The 22,812-nt window shown below is 28.0% G+C and carries 20 protein-coding genes; 17 read left to right on the top strand and 3 right to left on the bottom strand.

Going from position 1 to position 22,812, the window contains the following annotated elements:
* The first annotated feature begins 33 nt into the window (after positions 1 to 33).
* From GOQ29_RS14085 to GOQ29_RS14035, 10 genes are all read left to right on the top strand, one after another.
* Positions 34 to 810 (top strand): helix-turn-helix domain-containing protein, encoded by a 777-nt coding sequence (locus tag GOQ29_RS14085; RefSeq protein WP_203373306.1) that lies wholly within the window; start codon positions 34 to 36, stop codon positions 808 to 810.
* Between the two features lie 505 nt (positions 811 to 1,315).
* Positions 1,316 to 3,052 carry an ABC transporter ATP-binding protein gene (locus GOQ29_RS14075; protein ID WP_203373304.1) on the top strand — a complete coding sequence of 579 codons (1,737 nt, stop codon included), beginning with the start codon at positions 1,316 to 1,318 and terminating at the stop codon, positions 3,050 to 3,052.
* A 54-nt stretch (positions 3,053 to 3,106) separates the two neighbouring features.
* Entirely contained in the window at positions 3,107 to 3,775 is a 669-nt protein-coding gene (locus GOQ29_RS14070; RefSeq protein WP_203373303.1) for a hypothetical protein, read from the top strand.
* A gap of 406 nt (positions 3,776 to 4,181) precedes the next feature.
* Positions 4,182 to 5,627 (top strand): sigma-54 interaction domain-containing protein, encoded by a 1,446-nt coding sequence (locus tag GOQ29_RS14065; RefSeq protein ID WP_203373302.1) that lies wholly within the window; start codon positions 4,182 to 4,184, stop codon positions 5,625 to 5,627.
* Positions 5,628 to 5,954: 327 nt separating this feature from the next.
* The gene (locus GOQ29_RS14060; protein ID WP_203373301.1) at positions 5,955 to 7,409 is read left to right on the top strand and encodes a 4-hydroxyphenylacetate 3-hydroxylase family protein; all 1,455 of its coding nucleotides are present in this window, start codon (positions 5,955 to 5,957) and stop codon (positions 7,407 to 7,409) included.
* Between the two features lie 50 nt (positions 7,410 to 7,459).
* Positions 7,460 to 7,738 (top strand): NifU family protein, encoded by a 279-nt coding sequence (locus tag GOQ29_RS14055; RefSeq protein ID WP_203373300.1) that lies wholly within the window; start codon positions 7,460 to 7,462, stop codon positions 7,736 to 7,738.
* An 8-nt stretch (positions 7,739 to 7,746) separates the two neighbouring features.
* Positions 7,747 to 8,022: a hypothetical protein gene (locus tag GOQ29_RS14050; protein WP_203373299.1), complete on the top strand. Its 276-nt coding sequence runs from the start codon at positions 7,747 to 7,749 to the stop codon at positions 8,020 to 8,022.
* A gap of 1 nt (position 8,023) precedes the next feature.
* Positions 8,024 to 9,322 carry an acetyl-CoA hydrolase/transferase family protein gene (locus tag GOQ29_RS14045; protein ID WP_203373298.1) on the top strand — a complete coding sequence of 433 codons (1,299 nt, stop codon included), beginning with the start codon at positions 8,024 to 8,026 and terminating at the stop codon, positions 9,320 to 9,322.
* Positions 9,323 to 9,343: 21 nt separating this feature from the next.
* Positions 9,344 to 10,714, top strand: a complete 1,371-nt coding sequence (locus GOQ29_RS14040) for a hypothetical protein (RefSeq protein ID WP_203373297.1) — start codon at positions 9,344 to 9,346, stop codon at positions 10,712 to 10,714.
* A gap of 151 nt (positions 10,715 to 10,865) precedes the next feature.
* Positions 10,866 to 11,285, top strand: a complete 420-nt coding sequence (locus GOQ29_RS14035) for a hypothetical protein (RefSeq protein WP_203373296.1) — start codon at positions 10,866 to 10,868, stop codon at positions 11,283 to 11,285.
* Between the two features lie 247 nt (positions 11,286 to 11,532).
* Here GOQ29_RS14035 and GOQ29_RS14030 read toward each other — a convergent pair whose 3' ends face one another.
* A complete protein-coding gene (locus GOQ29_RS14030) occupies positions 11,533 to 12,090 on the bottom strand; it encodes a hemerythrin domain-containing protein (protein ID WP_203373295.1) in 558 nt (185 codons plus the stop codon).
* Positions 12,091 to 12,460: 370 nt separating this feature from the next.
* On the opposite strand from GOQ29_RS14030, the gene GOQ29_RS14025 reads away from it, so the two are divergent.
* The 5 genes from GOQ29_RS14025 (at position 12,461) to GOQ29_RS14005 (ending at position 17,413) form a co-directional block, all read left to right on the top strand.
* Positions 12,461 to 14,566: a ribonucleoside triphosphate reductase gene (locus GOQ29_RS14025; protein WP_203373294.1), complete on the top strand. Its 2,106-nt coding sequence runs from the start codon at positions 12,461 to 12,463 to the stop codon at positions 14,564 to 14,566.
* Between the two features lies 1 nt (position 14,567).
* On the top strand, positions 14,568 to 15,254 hold the full coding sequence (locus GOQ29_RS14020) for an anaerobic ribonucleoside-triphosphate reductase activating protein (RefSeq protein WP_252187645.1): 687 nt from the start codon (positions 14,568 to 14,570) through the stop codon (positions 15,252 to 15,254).
* 317 nt (positions 15,255 to 15,571) lie between these two features.
* Positions 15,572 to 15,943, top strand: coding sequence for a GntR family transcriptional regulator (locus GOQ29_RS14015; protein WP_425475075.1), 372 nt, complete (start codon positions 15,572 to 15,574; stop codon positions 15,941 to 15,943).
* Positions 15,936 to 16,631 (top strand): ABC transporter ATP-binding protein, encoded by a 696-nt coding sequence (locus GOQ29_RS14010; RefSeq protein ID WP_203373293.1) that lies wholly within the window; start codon positions 15,936 to 15,938, stop codon positions 16,629 to 16,631. The genes GOQ29_RS14015 and GOQ29_RS14010 overlap by 8 nt, the downstream gene beginning before the upstream one ends.
* Positions 16,631 to 17,413: a hypothetical protein gene (locus GOQ29_RS14005; protein ID WP_203373292.1), complete on the top strand. Its 783-nt coding sequence runs from the start codon at positions 16,631 to 16,633 to the stop codon at positions 17,411 to 17,413. The genes GOQ29_RS14010 and GOQ29_RS14005 overlap by 1 nt, the downstream gene beginning before the upstream one ends.
* 232 nt (positions 17,414 to 17,645) lie before the next feature.
* On the opposite strand, the gene GOQ29_RS14000 is transcribed toward GOQ29_RS14005, so the two are convergent.
* On the bottom strand, positions 17,646 to 19,361 hold the full coding sequence (locus tag GOQ29_RS14000) for a S8 family serine peptidase (protein WP_350446034.1): 1,716 nt from the start codon (positions 19,359 to 19,361) through the stop codon (positions 17,646 to 17,648).
* A 339-nt stretch (positions 19,362 to 19,700) separates the two neighbouring features.
* On the opposite strand from GOQ29_RS14000, the gene GOQ29_RS13995 reads away from it, so the two are divergent.
* A complete protein-coding gene (locus GOQ29_RS13995) occupies positions 19,701 to 20,036 on the top strand; it encodes a LytR/AlgR family response regulator transcription factor (RefSeq protein WP_203373291.1) in 336 nt (111 codons plus the stop codon).
* Positions 20,037 to 20,163: 127 nt separating this feature from the next.
* On the top strand, positions 20,164 to 21,564 hold the full coding sequence (locus GOQ29_RS13990) for a [Fe-Fe] hydrogenase large subunit C-terminal domain-containing protein (RefSeq protein WP_350446033.1): 1,401 nt from the start codon (positions 20,164 to 20,166) through the stop codon (positions 21,562 to 21,564).
* A 43-nt stretch (positions 21,565 to 21,607) separates the two neighbouring features.
* Here GOQ29_RS13990 and GOQ29_RS13985 read toward each other — a convergent pair whose 3' ends face one another.
* Positions 21,608 to 22,711, bottom strand: a complete 1,104-nt coding sequence (locus GOQ29_RS13985; RefSeq protein ID WP_484477091.1) for an NAD(P)H-dependent flavin oxidoreductase — start codon at positions 22,709 to 22,711, stop codon at positions 21,608 to 21,610.
* Between the last annotated feature and the right edge of the window lie 101 nt (positions 22,712 to 22,812).

Here is a 22,812-nt window from a genome sequence, read left to right as displayed (position 1 = left end):
TATAAATATAAATTGAAGTGGGGGGGATTGAGAATGCAGATTATTAAAATTTTAAGTCCTGGAGAAAGGATAAAAATAATAAGAAAAAAGTTAGGTATAAATCAGGAAGAATTAGCAGGAAGTAAATTTTCAAAAAATTATATTTCAATGTTCGAAAACAATAAAAGAAAGATTAACCCTATTAATGCTACTTATTTAGCTGATAGAATAAATTATCTTTCTAAAGAAAAGGGTGAAGATATTTATATAAATGCTTCATATTTATTAAAAACTGAATCTGATATGGCTACTGATGAATGTAATAAGTTATTTGAAGAAGTAGAATTGAATAATAAAATAAATACTGAAGAAAAACTAGGAAAGATATATAGTGCAATAGAAATATCAAAGAAATATAATCTTGCAAATTATTATGGTAGAGGTTTGTATTTATTAGGTAAATTATCTTTAAATAATAAAAGATATCATTGTGCAATAACTCAATTTCTTGATGCATTAGATCACTTCTCTAGATTAAACCAAGTGAGTTCGGTTGTTCAAACACATAAAATGTTAGGTATAACTATGCTATTAAGAGATGATATAGATAATGCATTAATACATTTTAATTTAGCAAAAAGTAATATCTTAAAATTAGATAAAAATAAAATTAATCATGATATCAATGAAGAAATAGCATATTATAAATCATTATGTTATTTTGATAACAATGATGTGATTAAGGCTCAAGAGATTTTGAATAAAATTGATTCAAGTAATGAAAAAATATTATTATTAAAAAATAGAGTAAAAGAGAATTTAGTAATTTAAGAGTATCTTAGGACACTCTTTTTTGTATAAGAATATTAATTAATTTGGATACTATTAAAAGGTGATAATTATGATATTGGTAAGTGTTTTTTTAATTATATGTGGATTAGTAGTTGTAATAAAAAAATTCAAAAAAAATTCTAAATTGAAAATAGAAGATGAAACTTATTTATTAATGGGAATTTTTTCTCTTATAGTCGGACTATTTTCCTTATTAAATGTAATAATTTATAATTAAATATCTAAAGATATTTAATTATAAATTATTTGGATTATTCAAGATAACTCTTGCATATTAATGCCATTAGGATTAATTATATTATTTGGCTTGATGTGGATATTGTCTAAATGTTCAAGAAATAAATATGGAATAAATCCTAGAACAAAGAAAAAGATTAAAGAAGTATAGAATACTATAGTATTTAGGGGGACGAATCAAGTTATTGACATTAAACTTCAGAAGATTTAAACTATATTTAAGGATATGCATCAGGGAGGGAATCATATGTTAAAAATTTTTGCATCTTATTATAAACCTCATAAGAAATTATTTATATTAGATATGATATGTGCTTTTTTAATGGCAGCAATTGATTTAATATTTCCTATGGTAACTAGAGAATTTACTGAAAATATCATACCAGATGGAGATATGAGACGATTATATATTATTACGGTGGTAATGATAGGATTATTTATAATTAGGAGTATATTTAATTACATAGTAGATTATTGGGGACATGTTGTAGGTGCAAGGATGGAATATAATATGAGAAAAGATTTATTTTCTCATCTACAAACTTTACCTTTTAGTTATTTTGATAATGTTAGAACAGGACATATAATGTCTAGAATAGTAAATGATTTAAGGGAAATTTCGGAATTAGCTCATCATGGACCAGAAGATTTATTTTTATCTACAGTAATGCTATTAGGTTCTTTTATTCTTATGCTTACAATAGATTGGAGACTTACTTTAATAGTATTTGTATTTGTTCCATTGATGATATTTTTTGCTCTTACTAAAAGAAAGAAAATGAATACTGCTTTTAGAAATGTAAGAAGGAAGGTAGCAAATGTAAATGCTCAAGTAGAAAATAGTATATCTGGAATTAGGGTTGCAAAGTCTTTTACGAACGAAGAACATGAGATGTATAAATTTGAGATAGGAAATAGAGAATTTAAAGATTCAAGAGAGTTTGCCTTTAAATCAATGGCAGAATTTTTTACTGGAATGAATTTTTTATCAAATATGCTGAATCTTGTAGTTATAAGTTTCGGTGGAATATTTATATATAATGGTTATATGAATATTCCGGACTTAGTAGCATTTTTGTTATTTGTAAATTATTTTATGCAACCAATAAGAAGGTTAACTCAATTTACCCAACAGTTTCAATCTGGAATGGCTGGATTTGAAAGATTTGTTGAAATATTAAGTGTAAAACCAAATATTGTCGATAGTCCTAATGCAAAGGAACTCATGAATATAAAGGGAAATATTAAGTTTGACAATGTGACTTTTTCATATAATGAAGATGAAAAGGTGTTAAAGGGAATAGATTTAGAAGTTAAAGAAGGCAAGACTTTAGCTTTAGTAGGACCTTCTGGTGGAGGAAAATCAACTTTATGTAATTTGATTCCTAGATTCTATGAGGTTAATAGTGGAAGTATATCCATAGATAATATAGACATTAAAGATATAACAATAGAATCATTAAGAAAAAATATTGGATTTGTACAACAAGATGTATTTTTATTTACTGGCACAATCGAAGATAATATACTATATGGAAGACCTGATGCTAGTAAAGAAGAAATTATAGAAGCTGCGAAAAGTGCTAATATTCATGATTTTATTCTTTCATTACCAGATGGCTATGAGACATATATTGGAGAGAAGGGTATAAGATTATCTGGAGGACAAAAACAAAGAATTTCTATTGCTAGAGTATTTCTTAAAAATCCACCTATACTTATTCTTGATGAAGCAACATCTGCTCTTGATAATGAAACAGAAATAAAAATCCAAAAGGCTTTAGAAGAATTATCAGAGGGAAGGACAACAATAGTCATAGCTCATAGATTATCTACAATTAAAAATGCAGATGAGATAGTAGTATTAACAGATAAAGGTGTTGTAGAACAAGGAAATCATGATGAATTATTAGAAATGGAAGGACTATATTCTAAATTATATAAATCTCAATTTAAAGGATATATGCCTGATGAAGTAGCATAAAGGAATGTTAGAAGATTATTTTTATAGGTATGTAATAATAAAGTAGTCTATTAAATGAAAGGAAGTGTTGATATGACTTCTTCAGTATCTAGAACCTCGAATATGAAACATAGGATTCATAATAGTTTTGTAGAGAGAAGTAGACAAGTAATGAATACTAGTAGTGTAGAAAAAGTATCTCCATCTAGTGAAATAAATAATAATACTTATTCTTCTAATGAAAATCATTTAATTGTTTCAGATCAATTCTATGATAATTTAAAAAAGCTAAAAGACGAATATTATAGTTTTTATCATAATGAAAGAAAATTAGAAAGAGCTATAAAAGTTTTTCAAACTAATAAAAGAGATACTGCAAATAATATGGATGAGTTAATTAAAAGATATAACTATGCTTTGAATTCTCTAGAAGCCTTAGATAAAGAATTTTCTACAGATTATAATAGAAAAATAAAAAATATAGTTAGGGAATATGAGGAGTCATTAGATGAATTAGGAATAAATATTAAAGATAATGAGAGACTAAAAATAGATGATAAGAAATTTATGGAAAAAATACAAGTATCTAATGAATTAGAGTCTATAATTAAGCCTTTAAGAACATTGGTAATTAAACTTTATAAAAATTTTAAATCTATAAAGGTACCTAGAAACAATATGATTGAAGGTTATGGAGAAGAATATATAGAATATTCTGGAATATTAGTTAATGAAAAATATTAAAAAATCAGTAACCCAATATTATCTTATTAGGGGAGATAGATGAAATAATAATGATTTTAAGCAGCTAAGGTTCGATACTATTTCGCACTGAGGCTGTTTAATTTTTTATAACAAAATAATAAATTCAAATAATAATGTTGCTATTAAGCTATTAAAATATCAATATTATAATAACTAATGTTATATTATAAATAAAATTAAATTAATCCAAAAATTCTAAATCTTATGAATTGTGTTATACTAATAGTATCAATAGAATGGTAAGGTAATAAGTAAAGCCTTCTTTACAGAGTTATATGATATAAATACATTCTTAAATAGAATTAAAACATTTATTATTTAGATTACTAAGATATTATTTGGTTAGTAATGAAATAATTATGATTATTCTATAGGGGGAAATTAAATGTATAGGGTTAATGAGAGGATATCTTCATTCTACAGAGAAAATGAAGATCCAAAAAAAGAAATAGAAAAAATGAGAACTATATGTTCACAGCTTGACGCGGTTATTGATAATTCATACGATGGAATTTACATAACTGATGGTAATGCTAATACAATTTTAGTGAATAAATCCTATGAAGAGATAACAGGCATAAAGGTTAAGAATGTAATAGGAAGAAATATGAGAGATATAGTGAAAGATGGTATAATATCTGAATCTGGAACGTTATTAGTTTTAGAAAAAAAGAAGTCAGTAACAATAGAACAAACATTTAACAATGGTAAAACAGTATTAATTTCTTCGAATCCGGTAATCGATGAAGAAGGTAATATAAGCATGGTTGTAACCAATGTTAGAGATATTACTAAGCTTAATGAATTGACCGAAAAGCTTACTAGAAGTGAAGAAATAAGCAAAAGATATTATTCTGAAATTGAATCTATTAAATCTCAAGCACTAAGGTATTCACAAATTATAGCAGAAGATAAACAAATGTTAGAAGTATTAAAAAAAGCTAAAAAAATTGCACCTATGGACTTGACAGTTTTATTGTTAGGTGAGTCAGGCGTTGGAAAAGAGGTTATTGCAAGGTATATATATGAAAATAGTAGAAGACAGGACAAGTATTTTTTAAAAGTAAACTGTGGAGCTATTCCTGAAAATCTTATAGAAAGTCAGCTGTTTGGATATGAGAAGGGATCATTTAGTGGAGCAGATAAAAATGGGAAAATGGGTATTTTTGAAACCGCTAATGGTGGAACAGTTTTTTTAGATGAAGTAGGAGAGCTTTCTTTAGATATGCAGGTTAAATTTCTACGAGTACTACAAGAAAATGAAATTATTCGAGTTGGAGGGACCAAGTCTATTAAAGTAGATATAAGAATTGTAGCAGCTACAAATAGAAATCTTGAAAATTTGGTTAAAAGAAAATTATTTAGAGAGGATTTGTATTATAGATTAAATGTTGTACCAGTAACTATACCTCCTCTTAGAGAAAGAAAAAAAGACATTCCGATATTAATTGAACATTTTCTTAATGAATTAAATTTAAAACTTGGGTTCAATAAAAAGATTGATCAAGATGTTGTTAAAATTCTAGTTAAATATAAATGGCCAGGTAACATAAGAGAGCTTAGGAATATGATAGCAAGACTTGTAGTTGTTAGTAATTCAGACATAATAACAGTCAGAGATTTACCCGTTGATTTAGATCTTTCTTTGACTATGCCTCATGTTGAATTTCCAACAGAAAATATCAATTTAGACAAATTAATTAAACAGTATGAAAAAAATATTATGGATAGGGCTTATGAAAAATTTAACAATGTAAGAGATGCAGCGAAATATTTAGGAATGCATCCATCTACTTTTGTAAGAAAAAGACAACGATATGAACGTAGTTAAATTGCATTTTTGCAACAGATGCAAAAATGCAACTACTAAACATATATACCAATATAAAGTAATAAGAAACTATTAATTTAATTTAGTTGCATTTTTACAACTAAATTAAATTAGTAGTTTTTTTCTTGTGTAGAAATATGGAGTTCTCATGTTATAAATAAATTATCCTGAAAGAAAATATATTGTGGGTTGAGCTTATATATACAGTCTATTATAGGTTTATAAAAATCTATATTAAAACAATTATTTAGAGTATAGTTGGATATATGGCATAGATATTGCAACGATATTAATTAGATTTAAATAAATAGAAAAGGAATGATTGTGATGGCTTTAATGACAGGTGAAGAATATGTAGAGAGTTTGAGAAAGTTAAACTTAAAAGTTTATATGTTTGGAGAATTTATAGAAAATGTTGTAGATAATCCAATTTTAAGACCTTCTATGAATTCTGTAAAAATGACCTATGATTTAGCTCAACTTCCAGAACATGAGGATCTCATGACTGCTACATCTTTAATTACTGGAAATAAGATTAATCGTTTTAATAATATTCATTTTAGTACAGATGATTTAGTTAAAAAAGTAAAAATGCAAAGATTGCTTGGACAAAAGACCGCTTCTTGTTTTCAGAGATGTGTTGGGATGGATGCTTTTAATTCTCAATATAGCACAACTTATGAAATTGACAAAACATTAAAAACTAATTATCATCAAAGATTTAAAGAATTTATGAAACTAGTTGAGGAAAATGATTATACTGTTGATGGAGCAATGACTGATCCAAAAGGAGACAGAGGTTTACCACCAAGTCAACAAGTAGATCCTGATTTGTACTTAAGAGTTGTTGAGAGAAGAGAAGATGGAGTAGTTGTTAGAGGGGCAAAAGTTCATCAAACAGGTATAGTGAACTCCCATGAAGTTTTAGTTATGCCAACTCAAGCTATGAAGCCAGAGGATAAAGATTATGCCATTTCATTTTCAGTACCAACAGATACAGAAGGTATTTTTATGGTTATTGGTCGTCAATCATGTGATACAAGAAAATTAGAAGAAAATGCGGATATGGATTTAGGAAATAGAGAATTTGGAGGAATGGAAGCTTTAGTTATATTTGATGATGTTTTTGTTCCAAATGATAGAATTTTTCTGAATGGTGAAACGGAATTTGCTGGAATGTTAGTAGAAAGATTTGCAGGTTATCATAGACAAAGCTATGGCGGATGTAAAGTTGGAGTGGGTGATGTTTTAATTGGGTCAGCAGCACTTGCTGCAGAGTATAATGGAGCGGCAAAGGCATCACATGTAAAAGATAAGTTGATTGAAATGACCCATTTAAATGAAACACTATATGCGTGTGGTATTGCTTGTTCATCAGAAGGATATCCAACTGATTCTGGTAACTATATAATAGACCTTCTTCTTGCTAATGTATGTAAACAAAATGTTACTAGATTCCCTTATGAAATAGTAAGGTTAGCAGAAGATATAGCTGGTGGATTGATGGTTACAGCACCTTCTCAAGATGATTTTAGAAATGAAAAAATAGGACCATATATAGAAAAATACTTAGTAGGGGTTTCATCTGTTTCAACGGAAAATCGATTACGAATTTTACGATTAATTGAAAACCTATCGTTAGGTACTGCGGCTGTAGGATATAGAACTGAGTCTATGCATGGTGCTGGATCTCCTCAAGCACAGAGAATTATGATAGCAAGACAAGGAAATTTGCAGCATAAAAAGAAATTAGCTAAAAGAATAGCTAATATTAAAGAATAGTTTTATATTAAAGATAATGTCCAATAGTCTTATACAAGGAGAATGATAGAATGTTTAATAGAATTGAAGAAGTTATAACAAGAGAAATAAGACCTTATTTATCAAATCATTATGGTGATATTGAAGTATTATCTTATGAAAATGGAAGGCTTCACATAAGGCTATTGGGCCAATGTAAAGGTTGTCCTTCAGCAAAGTATACTGTAGAAGAAATAATAGAGAATAAATTAAAAGAAAATATTTTGGATATTAAAGAAGTTATTTTACACAATGATGTTAATGAGGATTTGTATAATTTTGCAAAAAAAATATTAAGAACAAATAAGTAGGGATATAGATGAATATATGTGTTAAATATTGTGGGGGATGTAATGTAAGATATGATCGCAAAAGTGTAATTGAACGATTAAAAGAGGATTACTTAGATATTAATATTATTACAAGGATCAATAATGAAATGTGTCATTTTGTAGTTATTTTATCTGGGTGTATGAGTTCATGTATAAAACATGAAGAATTAAAAGGAATAAATGGAAAAATGGTAATTAAAGATATAGAAGATTATCAAAAGCTTAAATCTAAGTTAGATAAAATGTTAATAGGGGGAAAATAATTTGAATTGGAAATCAATATATAAAGACAAAATAGTTACTCCAGAAAAAGCAGTAAAAAATATTAAATCCAAGAATAGAGTTGTTGTAGGGCATGCTGTAGGAGAACCATCTCTTTTTCTAGATGTAATGGTTAAGAATAAAGATATATATTCAGATGTTGAAATAGTGCATTTGGTACCTATGGGGAATGCCGAATATGTAAAAGATGGTATGGAGCCTTATTTTAGGCATAATGCACTTTTCGCTGGTAGAGCAACAAGGAAAGCAATTAATTCTGGAAAAGCAGATTTTACTCCTTGTTTCTTTTATCAAGTTCCAAAACTTTTAAGAGAAGATCTACCTGTGGATGTTGCTCTAGTACAACTTACATCTCCAGATGATCATGGGTACTGTAGCTTTGGTGTTTCAAATGACTACACAAAACCAGCAGCTGAAATGGCTAAATTGATAATTGCAGAAATAAATGATCAAATGCCAAGAATATTGGGAGATAATTTTATTCATATATCAGATCTAGATTATATTGTAGAAAACTCTCATCCTGTTATAGAACTTACACCTGGAAAAATTAGAGAAGTAGAAAAGAAGATAGGAAAGTACTGTGCTTCGCTGATAGACGATGGTTCTACATTGCAGTTAGGAATAGGATCAATTCCAGATGCTGTTCTCTTATTTTTAAAAGATAAGAAGGATTTAGGAATTCATTCTGAAATGATATCTGATGGAGTAGTAGAACTAGTAGAATCTGGAGTAATTACTAATAAGAAGAAAACTATTCATCCAGGAAAATCAGTAGCCACGTTTTTAATGGGAAGCAAGAGATTATATGATTATGCAAATAATAATCCTTCTATAGAAATGCATTCTGTAGATTATGTTAATAATCCAGCAGTAATAATGAAAAACTATAAAATGGTATCTATAAATTCTTGTGTACAGGTAGATCTAATGGGGCAAGTAGCATCTGAAAGTGTTGGACTTAAACAAATCAGTGGAGTAGGTGGTCAGGTAGATTTTATTAGAGGAGCAAGTATGGGAGAGGATGGAAGATCAATAATTGCTATGCCTTCTACTGCAGCTAAAGGTAAAGTTTCAAAAATAGTTCCTTTATTAGATAAAGGAGCTACAGTAACGACTTCAAGAAATGATGTTGATTTTATAGTTACAGAATATGGTATTGCAAAACTTAAAGGTAAGACTCTTAGAGAAAGAGCAGAAGCATTAATAAATATTGCTCATCCAGATTTTAGAGTTGATTTAGCTAAAGAATATGAAAGAAGATTTAATATTAAATTTTAAAAATATAAAGGGAGGAAACTTATGGTCAAATATAGAGAACATGGTAAGGAACAACCATATTTATCAGCAGGTATATTTAAAGTAAGGATACCTTTTATACATTATAAGTGGGAATGGTCTGAAGCATTACAAGGTATTTTAATGTGTGCTACTTGCTTAGGTGCTGTGCCAATTATGATAGATGTATTAGGAATACCATTTGAAATTGCATGGGGAATGGTAATAATTAATGGATTATTATATTCCATCCATTCTTTATTAGGAGATCCTGTTATACCTGGTTGGATTACACCAGCTATACCATTAACAACAGCATTTGTAAGTAATTTTGCAGTAGGAGTTGAAAGAATACATGCAATAATAGCATTACAATTATTAGTTGGTATAATTTTTATATTGATGGGCATTACAGGTAGTGCAGGTAAAATCATAAATATTGTTCCAGATTCTATAAAAGCAGGAATATTACTAGGTGCTGGGTTGTCAGCAGTTATTGGAGAGTTTGATATCGCAGGAAGATATGGCATATATCCAATATCTATAAGTATAGGTGCTATTATTTCTTTCTATATATTATTTTCTGAAAGTTTCAGAAGATTAAAGAAGAAAAGCAAACTTGCTTACAGGTTTGGGAAATATGGTATGCTACCAGCAATAATCATAAGTATAATTGTAGGTCCTATTGCAAAAGAATTGCCTGCACCAGTGATAGAATTCGGTTCAATTATTCATATTCCTGATTTTTTTGGAATTATTCAAACAGTAAGTCCATTTGGTATAGGTTTTCCTGGAATAGATGTTTTTATAGCTGCTGTACCTATGGCACTCATAGTTTATATAATAGCTTTTGGGGATTTTGTTACTAGTGAGGCATTGATAAATGAGGCTGACGAAGTAAGAACTGATGAAAAAATCGATTTCAATTCAAATAGATCAAATTTAATCAGTGGATTTAGAAATATAATTATGTCATTAGTAACTCCTTATGTTCCTTTATGTGGGCCACTTTGGTCGGCAGTAACAGCAGCTGTTGCTCAAAGGTATAAAGAAGGACGTTCGGCAATGGACTCGATATTTGGTGGAATAGGAACGTTTAGGCTAGCAACATTTATATCTGTTGCGTTAATACCTATTGTATCTCTAGTTGAACCTATTTTACCAGTTGCATTATCACTAACAATGTTGGTTCAAGGATATGTTTGTACAAGACTAGCTATGAATTTATGTTCTAAAGATACGCAAAGGGGTATTGCAGGTGTTATGGCAGCAATATTAGCAATTAAAGGAGCAGCTTGGGGATTAGCAGTAGGAATTATTTTACATGTCATACTAATAGGTATTAAAAAAAATAAAACTGAAGATGTAACTCAAGGTTCAAATGTAGAAGCATAGAAGTTAAAAATATTTTGTGCTTTCCAATTTATTTATAATAAGATGAGTATTTGAAAAATTATAGTTATAATTAATGAAAAAAATTAATTCACCAATGATGCTATTTATACATAGGATAATATTGAATAATAATTGTAAAGGAGGCTTTTGAATGAAACAAGATGTACCTTATCCTGAAACCTATAAAAAGATTTATCCTAAGATCGAAGATACAATAATGAGGCATTATCCTTATGAATCTCCTATGTATGATATGCCGTCAGAGGAAAAATTAGAGGGAATGATAGATGAAATATATGATGAAGTAATTGTTGACTATCCTGAGATAGAAGAAGATTTACGAGAGAGAAGAGCAATGAGTAGAGGAATTTCAGCACAACAAAGACCATATTTTGGTAGACGTAGACTTTTTAGAGATTTTATAGGATTAGCATTATTAGGCTCTTTACTTAGAAGACGTAGAAGATATCCCGGATATGGTTTTTCCCCATATTATCCTGGTTATTCCGGATATGATTACTATCCCGGATATGATTACTATCCTGGATATGATTATTATCCATATTATTAATAAGTAAAAAAGATGACTTTTTGATAAGTCATCTTTTTTGTTGCCTAAATAATTTATTAATTATATAGTGAGTCATAGAGGTGTAGTTTATGCTATTGATTAGTTTGCATGTAAACTAATCAATGTAGAAAATTAAAATTTAGAATTTAAGTTTAAGTTAGTCTACTTAGGATTTTTATTATGCAATAAAGGAATTAAATAACGAAGAAAGAAAATTAATATGAAATACTGCTAAGAGAATATTCTCTTAGCAGTTATATTTTTTTTCTAATCTATCAATTAAATCAATATATTTTTTCTTTTTATCTAAATTTTCATTTTTATTTTCAATAACCTTAAATTCTGAGTCTAATTTATTTAATGTTTCTTTAGACAAATGTTTAGATGCATATTTATATATAACATTATCTTCTTTTGTAATATGATTATTTAATAAATTAGCATAACCAACAGCATTTGCAATAATATCTACTTTAGCATTATTATTTCCGTTTTCATAAGCTTTAATAGCCATGTCTAGTTGTATTACAAAGCTTCTACCGTAATCATGTTCTATGAACATTCCTCTTACGGGACCTTCACCAATATCTTTTGATAATTCTTTAGACATATATTTAAATAACATATCTTCTTCTTTTCCATGATGATATTTGTCAGCATAATTTCTGATGAAATCTATAATATCACGGAAATCATCTCCATTAATTTCTTTTCCTTCTACAATTTCTATACACATACATCTAACAATTTTTAATATTTTTTTTATGTTGTTATGTTCATTTACTAAAATATCAATTGAGTTCATAATTTTCCTCCTCTTATTTAATTTCTTATTTATAAGTATACCAATTTATAGGATTTTTAATTGTGATCAGTATCAAATTTTTAAAAGACAATATTAATTAAGAAATTTAAATATATACTCAATATTTAGTATGTTATTCTATTATGGTAAATAAAAATAAGAAGTGAGATTTATAAATGAAACAGAATGATAAAAATACAATATTTAATAAGATTAATTATTAGTCCAATAGTATGATTTTATAAATATTCTTTTGGATTATAACATAAAATGGATTATTTTACATAAAATAACTGTACATTATAGCATGTATAATATACAATATATATGTACAGAATAAAAAGCAACCACAATATGAGGGGGTAATTACTTGATTTCAAGGGTTCAAAAAAGAAATGGAAATATAGTTGATTTTGATTTAGAAAAGATTCAAGATGCAATATTTAATGCAGCTAAATCCGTTGGCGGTAAAAATATCGATGAGGCTCAAAGGCTTTCTAATATGGTGGAAAAAATACTAAGTGAAGCTTATGGTGTAGGAATACCTAATGTAGAAGATATACAAGATATTGTCGAAAAAGTTCTCATAGAAGAGGGACACGCTAAAACAGCAAAAGCTTATATATTATATAGGAATAAGCATGAAGAGTTAAGGGAAGTTAAAAATCTTTTTATGGATGCAGAAAAAATGATAGATGAATATGTTTCATTGGAAGATTGGAAAGTAAATGAAAATGCAAATATGGGGTTTAGTCTTCAAGGATTGAATAATCACATAGTAGAGTCTATTACAAAGAAATATTGGTTAAATAAAATTTATACTAAAAAAATGAGAGATTCCCATATAAAAGGAGATCTTCATATACATGATTTAGGGTTATTAGCACCTTATTGTTGTGGATGGGATTTAGAAGCTCTATTAAGAGAAGGATTTAGAGGAGCAAAAGAAAAAATAGAATCTAAACCTCCAAAACATTTACAGTCATTATTAGGACAGATAGTTAATTGGTTATATACATTACAAGGGGAAGCCGCTGGAGCTCAGGCTATAAGCTCATTAGATACTTATGCAGCACCATTTATATATTATGATAATTTAAATTATAAAGAAGTTAAAAAATTAATGAAAGGATTTATATTTAATCTTAATGTACCAACTAGGGTTGGATTTCAGACGCCTTTTACTAATATTACATTAGATATTACTCCTCATCCTATGATTAAGAATATGCCAGTAATTATTGGTGGGAATATAATGGATAAAACTTATGGAGAATTTCAAAAGGAAATGGATATGTTTAATAAGGCATACTGTGAAGTTATGATGGAGGGAGATGGAGCTGAAAGAAGTTTTAGTTTTCCTATTCCAACTATAAATATAACAGATGATTTTCCATGGGATTCAGAGGTGTCTAATAGTATAATGGAAATGACTGGGAAATTTGGAACACCTTATTTTGCTAATTTTGTAAATAGTGATATGAAACCTGAAGATGTAAGAAGTATGTGCTGTCGATTGCGTTTAGACAATCGTGAGTTAAGAAAAAGAGGCGGAGGATTGTTTGGAGCAAATCCTATGACTGGATCTATAAACGTAGTAACTCTTAATATGCCAAGAATAGGTCATATATCGAAGACTAAGGAAGAATTTAAGAAAAGAGTTAGAGAATTAATGGAAACAGCAAAGAATATTTGTGAAACTAAAAGAATTGCATTAGAAAAATATATGAATGTAGGGTTATATCCTTATTCAAGATATTATCTTCAAGGAATTAAAGATGAACATGGGGAATACTTTAAGAATCATTTTAGTACTATTGGTTTAAATGGAATGAATGAAGCTTGTTTGAACTTATTAGGTAAAGATATTACTTCTGAAGAAGGATTAGAATTTTCTATTGAAATAATGGAATTTATGAATCGAGTTATACAAATATTTCAAGAAGAGACAGGAAGTTTATGGAATTTAGAAGCATCTCCAGCTGAAGGGGCAGCTTATAGATTTGCAAGAATGGATAAAAGGATGTATCCAAATATTATAACTCAAGGGGATGAGGAACCTTATTATACTAATTCTACTCAATTGCCTGTTGGACATACGAAAGATATATTTGAAGCGTTAGAGCTTCAAGAAGAATTGCAAATAAGATATACTGGAGGAACAGTGTTTCACGGATTTATTGGAGAAGAAATTAATAATATAGAGACAGTGAAAGAATTATTAAAGAAAGGTTTTGCAAATAGTAGAATACCTTACCTCACTATTACTCCTACTTATAGTATATGTGAAGAACATGGATATCTTAAAGGGGAACAATTTAAATGTCCTTATTGTGGTAAGGATACAGAGGTGTGGACTAGGGTAGTTGGTTTTCATAGACCAGTACAGTCTTGGAATAAAGGAAAAAAAGCAGAATATAAGGATAGATTAGAATTCGATGCTGGTCATAGTCTTAAAGATGGGCAGGCAATATAGTATGGCTATGGAAATTTGTGAGATGGAAAAAAGTTCTTTTATAGATTATCCAGATAAAATATCTACAGTGTTATTTATAAAAGGATGTAATTTTAAATGTCCTTATTGTCATAATTCTCATATTGTTGACAATGATAAATCACATATAAATATAGAAGAAATATTTAAGTTTTTAAATAAAAGAAAAAAATTTATTGATGCAGTTACGATAAGTGGTGGAGAACCAACTTTATATGATGACATATATGATTTAATTAAAGAAATAAAAGATGAAGGATTTCATGTTAAACTAGATACTAATGGAACAAATCCTAATAGAATAAAAAAACTGCTGGAAAATAATTTATTAGATTATATAGCTATGGATATAAAAACTTCATTTGATAAGTATGAAGATGTTGTTAATTCAATAGTAGATGTAAAAAAAATAAAAGAAAGTATTCAAATAATAAGAAACTCAGGTGTGGATTATGAATTTAGAACTACATTATGTAAAGAATTAATAGATAAAGAGGATATTTTAAATATAGCAGAGTATTTAAAGGGAAGTAAAAAGTATATATTACAAAATTTTAGAGATGGAGATTTAGTAATGGTAGGTAAAAACAAACTTCATCCATATGAAAATGAAAAGATAAATGAAATAAAAGAAGAAATAAAAGATTTATTTGAGATATGTAAAGTATGATAAAAATAAAAGTCAATCCAAAATTTTGGATTGACTTTTATTTTTAAAAAGGTATTACAAAAATTAGTATTTTCCAAATCCGTAAGGCATAAATAAAACTACTAATAGTAAGAAGAAAAATAATAATTCGCTGTTGCAACAGTCGAATATTCCTCCTATTCCACGTTTACCAGACATATGAAGCCTCCTCTCATATAGCTTAATACATTATATTTGTTTGTAACCTATTTAGTTACAAATTAATTTTAATAATTTGTTGACAACATTATAGCATTAGTGTATTATATGCTTAGTACATTAATATTGGAGGTGAAGCAGTGAATTTTGATAATAATATACCTATATATATTCAACTAATGGATTATATAAAAATAAAACTAATTAAGGAAGAGATAAGAGAAGGGGAAAAATTGATGTCTGTAAGAGATATGTCAGAGGAGCTTAAAGTAAATCCTAATACTGTTCAAAGAGCATATCAGGAATTGGAAAGAGAAGGAATAACTTTTACTAAAAGAGGTAAGGGAACTTTTATTATGGAGGATAGGAGTATGATAGCACAATTGAAGAAAGAATTATCAAGAGAAATGATTAAATCTTTTATATTAAAAATGAAAGAATTAGGATTTAATAAAGAAGAAATATTAAGTATTGTTTCAGAAGAATTGAAAGGAAGTGAGAATAATGAATAATATTGTAGAAATGAAAGGACTAAGTAAATCTTATATGAATAAGATAGCTTTAAAAGATGTTGATTTAAATATTGAAAAGGGAAAAATAGTAGGTCTATTGGGACCAAATGGTAGTGGAAAAACTACAATGATAAAAATATTAATGGGAATCTTAACTCAATCTAAAGGAGAAGTTTATATTGACAATAAGAAACCTGGAATTGAAACAAAGTCTATAGTTTCTTATCTTCCAGATAGGAATTTTTTATATAAATGGATGAAGATTGAAGATGCATTAAATTTCTTTAATGATTTTTATGATGATTTCGATATGGATAGAGCTAAAGAATTACTGAAATTTATGGAATTAGAGGAAAATATAAAAGTTAATAAGTTATCTAAAGGTATGATTGAAAAACTTCATCTTATTTTAGTATTATCTAGAAGAGCAAAATTATATATATTAGATGAACCTATAGCTGGGGTTGATCCAGTGGCCAGAGAGAAAATATTAGATGCTATAATTAATAATTATAATGAAGATAGCGCTATGATTATAACTACTCATTTAGTACAGGATTTGGAAAGAGTGTTTAATGAAGTAGCATTTTTGAAATATGGAGAGATAGTGTTAACTGGAGATGTGGAAGAATTAAGGGTTGAAAAATCTATGTCTATAGATGAATTATATAGGGAGGTGTTTAAATAATGTTAAAATTCATGAAATATGAGATTAAAGGAAGTATGAGATTTGTTGGGATAGTTTTTATAACAATGATTTTATTAAGTACTGTTTTATTAATAAGAGCTGATATAGATAATGTACCTAGTACAATAACTTTGTCAATGATAAGTATTATTGGTGGTAGTATAGCAATATTGATACTTTTTATAAATTCTTTCAGTAAAGAAGTATATGAAGATAGAGCATATCTTACTTTGACTCTTCCAATATCAGGAGTTTCTATAGTATTATCAAAACTATTAGTTACTATTTTATGGTATGTTTTATATGGTATTGTACAAATAGGATTTGTTGCTTTGATGTTAAATAAATATTCTGGATTAGTAGAAGAACCTATATTTTCTAATTTTATAAATTATATGCAAGAAATAATGAAAACTCCAGAGATGATAATATTTTTGATTTTAGGGGTTATTCAATCGGTAATATTTATATTAACTGTATATTTTTCTATTGCAATAAGTAAGGCTGCATTGGGTACTAAGAAAGTAGGAAAGTTTATATCATTTATAATCTTTATTTTATTAAATACTGCTATTTCAGCTATTACAGTGCTTATAGAAAATAAAATACCTTTTGGTATAAAAATTAATATGGAGGGTTTAAATGAGATTGGAATAACAATGAATGAATTTAATGTACCTGGATTAGAAATGAATGTTCCTTCATTAATATTTAGCATAACATTAATCATTGTATTTTTATTCACGACTGGTTATATTTTAGAACGTAAAATAGACCTATAAAGTTAAATCTTTATAGGTTTTTCTTTTTGTAATATAATGGAGCTTATAGTTATGCAAAATAGAGAGATAAGATAAATGCTATGAAGAATTTAAAAATGGCAATATCAATTTTAGATGATTTTAGAAATATTGTTAAAAATGATAATGATTTTTAAATATACTTAAAAAATAAAAAATTTTCCAAAGCAATAAAATAGAAATACCTGTGGCTTAGCCACAGGTATCTTTGAATTTATTGATTTTCAGTTAAAGTTAAATTGCTTCCACCTACACTAATATCAAAGAAATAGTTACCAGTACCAGAATAAGATTTTACTTTTAAAGTATAGGTACCATTTGTTGTTGGTGTAAATGTAATATTTTCTTGTCTATTAGATGTTAGAGAATTACCGACTTCATTACCATTAGAATCATATAAATATATGTCGAAGTCTGGAGTGGAACCGAGCCAACTACTTTGCCAATTTGGCATAATCATTGTTATTGAAATAGGATAATCTATGTTGTTCACATCAAAAGTCCATAAATCTGATCCATTTGCAGTGTTGATTTTATCTGATTCATATAATACATTTGGTACATTTATATTTGTTCCATTATATTGACCAACAGTATTAATAGCTTCAAATGCATCCAATCTTCCCATTCCATATTCTATATCTTTTCCATCAGGTCCCATATCTACTGAGGTAGACATTAAAGTATTCTTAACTTCATTAGGAGTTAAATTAGGATTTGCATCAAGCATTAAAGCTACAGTACCTGCGGTAAATGGAGTTGCCATGCTAGTACCACTGTATGATACATAGGAGTTAGAAGAATTAGCTTTAGCAGCCATAATATTATATCCAGGAGCTGATATATCAGGTTTAATTCTTTCGTCAGCTGTAGGTCCTCTACTTGAGAAATCAGTTAAATTAAATCCACCTTCACCTACATCTGCCATAGCACCTATTGTAATAGCTTTTTCAGCTGCTCCAGGAGAACCTATTGTATATTTAGCTGGGCCACTATTACCAGCAGCTACTACTACAGATATACCTGCATCTACAGCTCTATTTACGGCAAGAGAGGTTGCATCAGTACCGTCGGAACTACCAGATGTACCCAGACTCATATTTATAACATCGATACCATAGGTGTCCTTATTTGCTATACACCAATCTAATGCAGCAGTACAATCACTCATACTACCTCTACCACTACTACTTAAAACTTTAAGACCTATTAGGGCAGATCCTTCAGCTACACCTTTATAATTAGAATTTCCATCTCCTTCACCTGCAATAATTCCAGATACATGAGTACCATGTCCATTATCATCGTAAGGAGTTGATTGACCTTTTATATAATCGTGCCATGCTATGACTTTACCATTATCAAGATCCACATGATTACTATCTATACCAGTATCTATTACTGCAACAACTACGTCATCTTTTGAATAATTCTTTAAACCACCATCTCTATCTCCAGTTAAACCAAAATCTGAAGAAGCTTTATTTACTCCAAACCATTCTGTTGCAGTATCATTTGACACTTTCACTTCCATATCATATTCGATGCTTTTTACTATATCCATATTAGATAATTTATCTATTTGAGATTTTGTTAGAGTAGCGGATATACTAGGAATATTTTCATATTCATGTTTAACTTTGATTTTACCTAAAGTATTTTCAATATCTTTCATTTGTTTTTTATTAATTTCTTTATTAAATACAACTATTACTGGGAATTCATCTCTATCATCTTTTTTATCTAATTTTTTGGTTAGATTATCAAATACCTTGTCATTATTTTTGTCTTGGATTTTTTCTATTGGTTTATCCACCTTTTCATTACTTTTAGCCTTAATATCATTATTGTCTGCAAAACTGAAAGAAATTAAAGAAATTACCATAACTAAAGAAATAAATAAAGATATAACACTTTTAGTTCTTTTCACTTTAAATCCTCCTTATACAAATTATTTGATATTTTCTCAGGGTCGTATACTGATTGGTAAGTATGTGCATTGGAATTACCTCCCTCTATAACGTCTTATATTTTGCGGATTTTTTATTATGTTAATAAAAGATTCTATAAAAAATAATATAAACCTGTCAATTATGTTTGAAAGGTTAATATGAATGTTCTAAACTACAATAATGAAGTTTGTTTGTTTTATTATGAAAAAATTTCTTATAAATGTATATTTAACTTATATTTAGTTAGAATATTTACATTTTTTAGAAAATATGATATTATTTAATTCAATAAATATAATAAATAGGAGGGTATAAAATTGAAAAGGTTGGCTTATAAGAAAGAAAATGTACTTAACTTCCTAGACTTTGACAAAATTATATTTATTGAAAAATTAGATAGAAAAATTGTTATACATACAAAAGAAGAAAAAATTCAAACTACTGGAACTTTATCTTCAATTTATGATAAACTGGATAATCAGATGTTTTATAGGAGTCATAGAAGCTATATAATTAATATTGATTATATAAAGAAAATATCTCCATGGGGTGAAAAGAGTTATAGAGTTATATTTGATGATATCAAGGAGGATGCATTATTTAGTTATAATAAGTATAAGGAATTCACAGAATATTATGTTAATAATAACTAAATATAGTATTGTTAAATGGTATAATTCATATTTAATAAAATTAAAGTAAATTATTATCTAGATGAAACTTTAGTTTAATAGATAATTTAAATGTATATACTAAATAGTGATATTATTAATTGAAAGGGTGATAAATATATCTTTAAATGCATTCACTGAATTTCAACGAAAAAGAATGGAAATATTTTCTGAATTAGTTAAGAGATATTGGAATGGAGAGTTAAAGGAAGTAAAAGATTTGAATAGGTTGGCTTTAGATATAAAAGAGAAATATGAATTTAAAGATAAAGATTTAGGTTTTATAAATGACCAAATACGAGTAGCTATGGGATTAGAAGCCAATGGAAATAATCAATTTGGAGATGAGCTTAATGAAATAAAGAAAATTCAAAATATAAAAAAACCGGTAGTATCCAAAATAGAAGGTGTATGTGAATATTGTCATAAGGAAGGATGTATTTGCGATAATGTATGTCGTTATGAAGCTCAAATTTATAGAAGAAAGAAAGGCCCTGTTATAGTTAATGATAAATGTTTAAGTTGTGGACAATGTATCAGTGATTGTGATTTTGGAGCATTAGAGGATAAGATAGAGTTTATTCCTTTAATAGATATGTTAAAGAATAGGGATATAAATATATATGCTACTGTAGCACCAGCTATAGCAGGACAATTTGGAGACCATGTATCTCTTGGTCAAATAAGAACAGCTTTAAAACTTTTAGGATTTCAGGATATGATAGAAGTGGCAATGTTTGCAGATATACTTACGATAAAAGAAGCCCATGAATTTAATAATTTAGTTAAAAAAGAAGATGATTTCTTCTTAACAAGTTGTTGCTGTCCTGTTTGGTTTAATTTAACCAAAAAAAATTATCCTAAAGCATTTAATCACATGTCTCCATCTATTTCTCCAATGATTGCTTCGGGAAGAATAATTAAAAAATTATATCCAGAATCTAAAGTAGTTTTTATTGGGCCATGTATTGCAAAGAAATCAGAGGCAAAAGAACCAGACTTAAAAGAAGACATTGATTTTGTATTAACTTTTAGAGAATTAGAAGAAATATTTAAATCCTTAGAAATAGAATTAGAGTCATTAGATGGGGATGAAAAGGATCAAGCTTCTTTTGGAGGGAGAGTATATGCCAGAACTGGAGGAGTTAGTTTTTCAGTTAAGACAGTAGTAAATAGAATTGCTCCTCAAAGATTAATTAAATTAAAATCTAAAAGAGTTGACGGAGTAAAAGATTGCAAAAAAACATTAGATTATCTTTCTACAAGAGAAAAAATAGAAGTAAATTTTGTAGAAGGAATGGGATGTGAAGGAGGATGTGTAGGAGGACCAAGGACTAACATAGAAGCAAATAAAGCTACTAAGATAGTTAATGAATTTGGAGAAGACTCTTTAATTATGACTCCCTATGATAATCTAAATGTTCTTAAGATATTACAAGAATTAGGTTTTGATTCAATGGATGACATAGTTGAAGAAGAGTCTTTAATAAAATTATTGACAAGAGAGTAAAAAAATCCATACCAAATTAATTTGGTATGGATTTTGTGTATATTTAATGATTTTTTAAATAATAGGTAGTTTCTTCCATTAAATTATTGATTAATGTTTTTACAGGTATGATTTTATTAACTTTATATGCATTTGCACCTGCAAATGCAAATCCATCATCCATATTTCCTTTTTGTGCATTAATTAATGCTTCTGCAATGCAATAAGGAGCTTTACTTGGAATACAAGGTTTAAGGCAATTGGCTATACATCTTTTAGGAGTTTTATCTTGTGAAGATACACTATTTAAGAATTTATTAGAAATTGCTCTACCTATCATGCCTACGGGACTTTTTATAATAACTATATCATCAGATTTACAGTTAATAAAATTTTTTTTGAATTTCTCAGAGGCATCACATTCTTTTGTAGCAACAAATCTTGTTCCCAGTTGTACTCCTGATGCTCCAGCTATTAACAGATTTCCAATGTCTTTACCATCATATACTCCTCCTCCAGCGATAATAGGTATAGATTTATTGTACTTTGTTTCAAAGGGTTTTATTATATTTACTACATCTTTAACTATATTTACTAAATTAATATTTTTATCATTTAAATCTTCTTTTTTAAAGCCTAAATGACCACCAGCTTTGGGACCTTCTACTACTATGGCATCAGGAATTATATCATACTTTTTATCCCAATTTTTACATATGATTTTTGCAGCTTTAGCCGAAGATATTATAGGTACAATTTTAGTGTTACTTCCTTTTGTGAGTTTAGGAAGACCTAAGGGTAAACCTGCTCCAGAAAATATAATATCAATCTTTTCTTTAATTGATTCCTTTACTAGTTCTTCAAAATTATTAAGAACAGTCATGAGATTAATTCCAACTATTCCACCATTAGATATTTTTTTAGCCTTTTTTATATGTCTTTTTAATGATCTCAAATTAGCTTCTTTTTTATTTAAAAAGTAATCAGGTTCATTAAATCCTATTTCTACTCCTGAAATTACTCCAATCCCCCCATTTTTAGCTACTGACCCTGCTAAAGAAGATAGAGAAACTCCTACTCCCATACCTCCTTGAACTATAGGTACTTTAGCAATTAAATCAGATATTTTAAGATTTGGTATTTGCATAATACATCGTTGCCAAAACATTATAAAACCCTATAGGTTTGTTTAATTCCTTCTTCAATCTACCCTATTTTGCAATTCATTAGAATATGCTACTCTAGTTTGATATAATAGTCCAAAGGCTT

Origin of the sequence: Anaeromonas gelatinilytica (assembly GCF_016820635.1) — a bacterium.
GTDB classification, from domain to species: Bacteria; Bacillota; Clostridia; order Tissierellales; family SIT17; genus Anaeromonas; species Anaeromonas gelatinilytica.
This window is presented reverse-complemented; position numbering and strand designations above follow the sequence as displayed.

Bases quoted from the DNA above. Each gene is read 5' to 3' on its own strand.
- GOQ29_RS14085 (WP_203373306.1), top strand. From the start codon at position 34: ATGCAGATTATTAAAATTTTAAGTCCTGGAGAAAGGATAAAAATAATA.
- GOQ29_RS14075 (WP_203373304.1), top strand. From the start codon at position 1,316: ATGTTAAAAATTTTTGCATCTTATTATAAACCTCATAAGAAATTATTT.
- GOQ29_RS14070 (WP_203373303.1), top strand. From the start codon at position 3,107: ATGAAAGGAAGTGTTGATATGACTTCTTCAGTATCTAGAACCTCGAAT.
- GOQ29_RS14065 (WP_203373302.1), top strand. From the start codon at position 4,182: ATGTATAGGGTTAATGAGAGGATATCTTCATTCTACAGAGAAAATGAA.
- GOQ29_RS14060 (WP_203373301.1), top strand. From the start codon at position 5,955: ATGGCTTTAATGACAGGTGAAGAATATGTAGAGAGTTTGAGAAAGTTA.
- GOQ29_RS14055 (WP_203373300.1), top strand. From the start codon at position 7,460: ATGTTTAATAGAATTGAAGAAGTTATAACAAGAGAAATAAGACCTTAT.
- GOQ29_RS14050 (WP_203373299.1), top strand. From the start codon at position 7,747: ATGAATATATGTGTTAAATATTGTGGGGGATGTAATGTAAGATATGAT.
- GOQ29_RS14040 (WP_203373297.1), top strand. From the start codon at position 9,344: ATGGTCAAATATAGAGAACATGGTAAGGAACAACCATATTTATCAGCA.
- GOQ29_RS14035 (WP_203373296.1), top strand. From the start codon at position 10,866: ATGAAACAAGATGTACCTTATCCTGAAACCTATAAAAAGATTTATCCT.
- GOQ29_RS14030 (WP_203373295.1), bottom strand. From the start codon at position 12,090: ATGAACTCAATTGATATTTTAGTAAATGAACATAACAACATAAAAAAA.
- GOQ29_RS14020 (WP_252187645.1), top strand. From the start codon at position 14,568: ATGGCTATGGAAATTTGTGAGATGGAAAAAAGTTCTTTTATAGATTAT.
- GOQ29_RS14010 (WP_203373293.1), top strand. From the start codon at position 15,936: ATGAATAATATTGTAGAAATGAAAGGACTAAGTAAATCTTATATGAAT.
- GOQ29_RS14005 (WP_203373292.1), top strand. From the start codon at position 16,631: ATGTTAAAATTCATGAAATATGAGATTAAAGGAAGTATGAGATTTGTT.
- GOQ29_RS13985 (WP_484477091.1), bottom strand. From the start codon at position 22,711: ATGTTTTGGCAACGATGTATTATGCAAATACCAAATCTTAAAATATCT.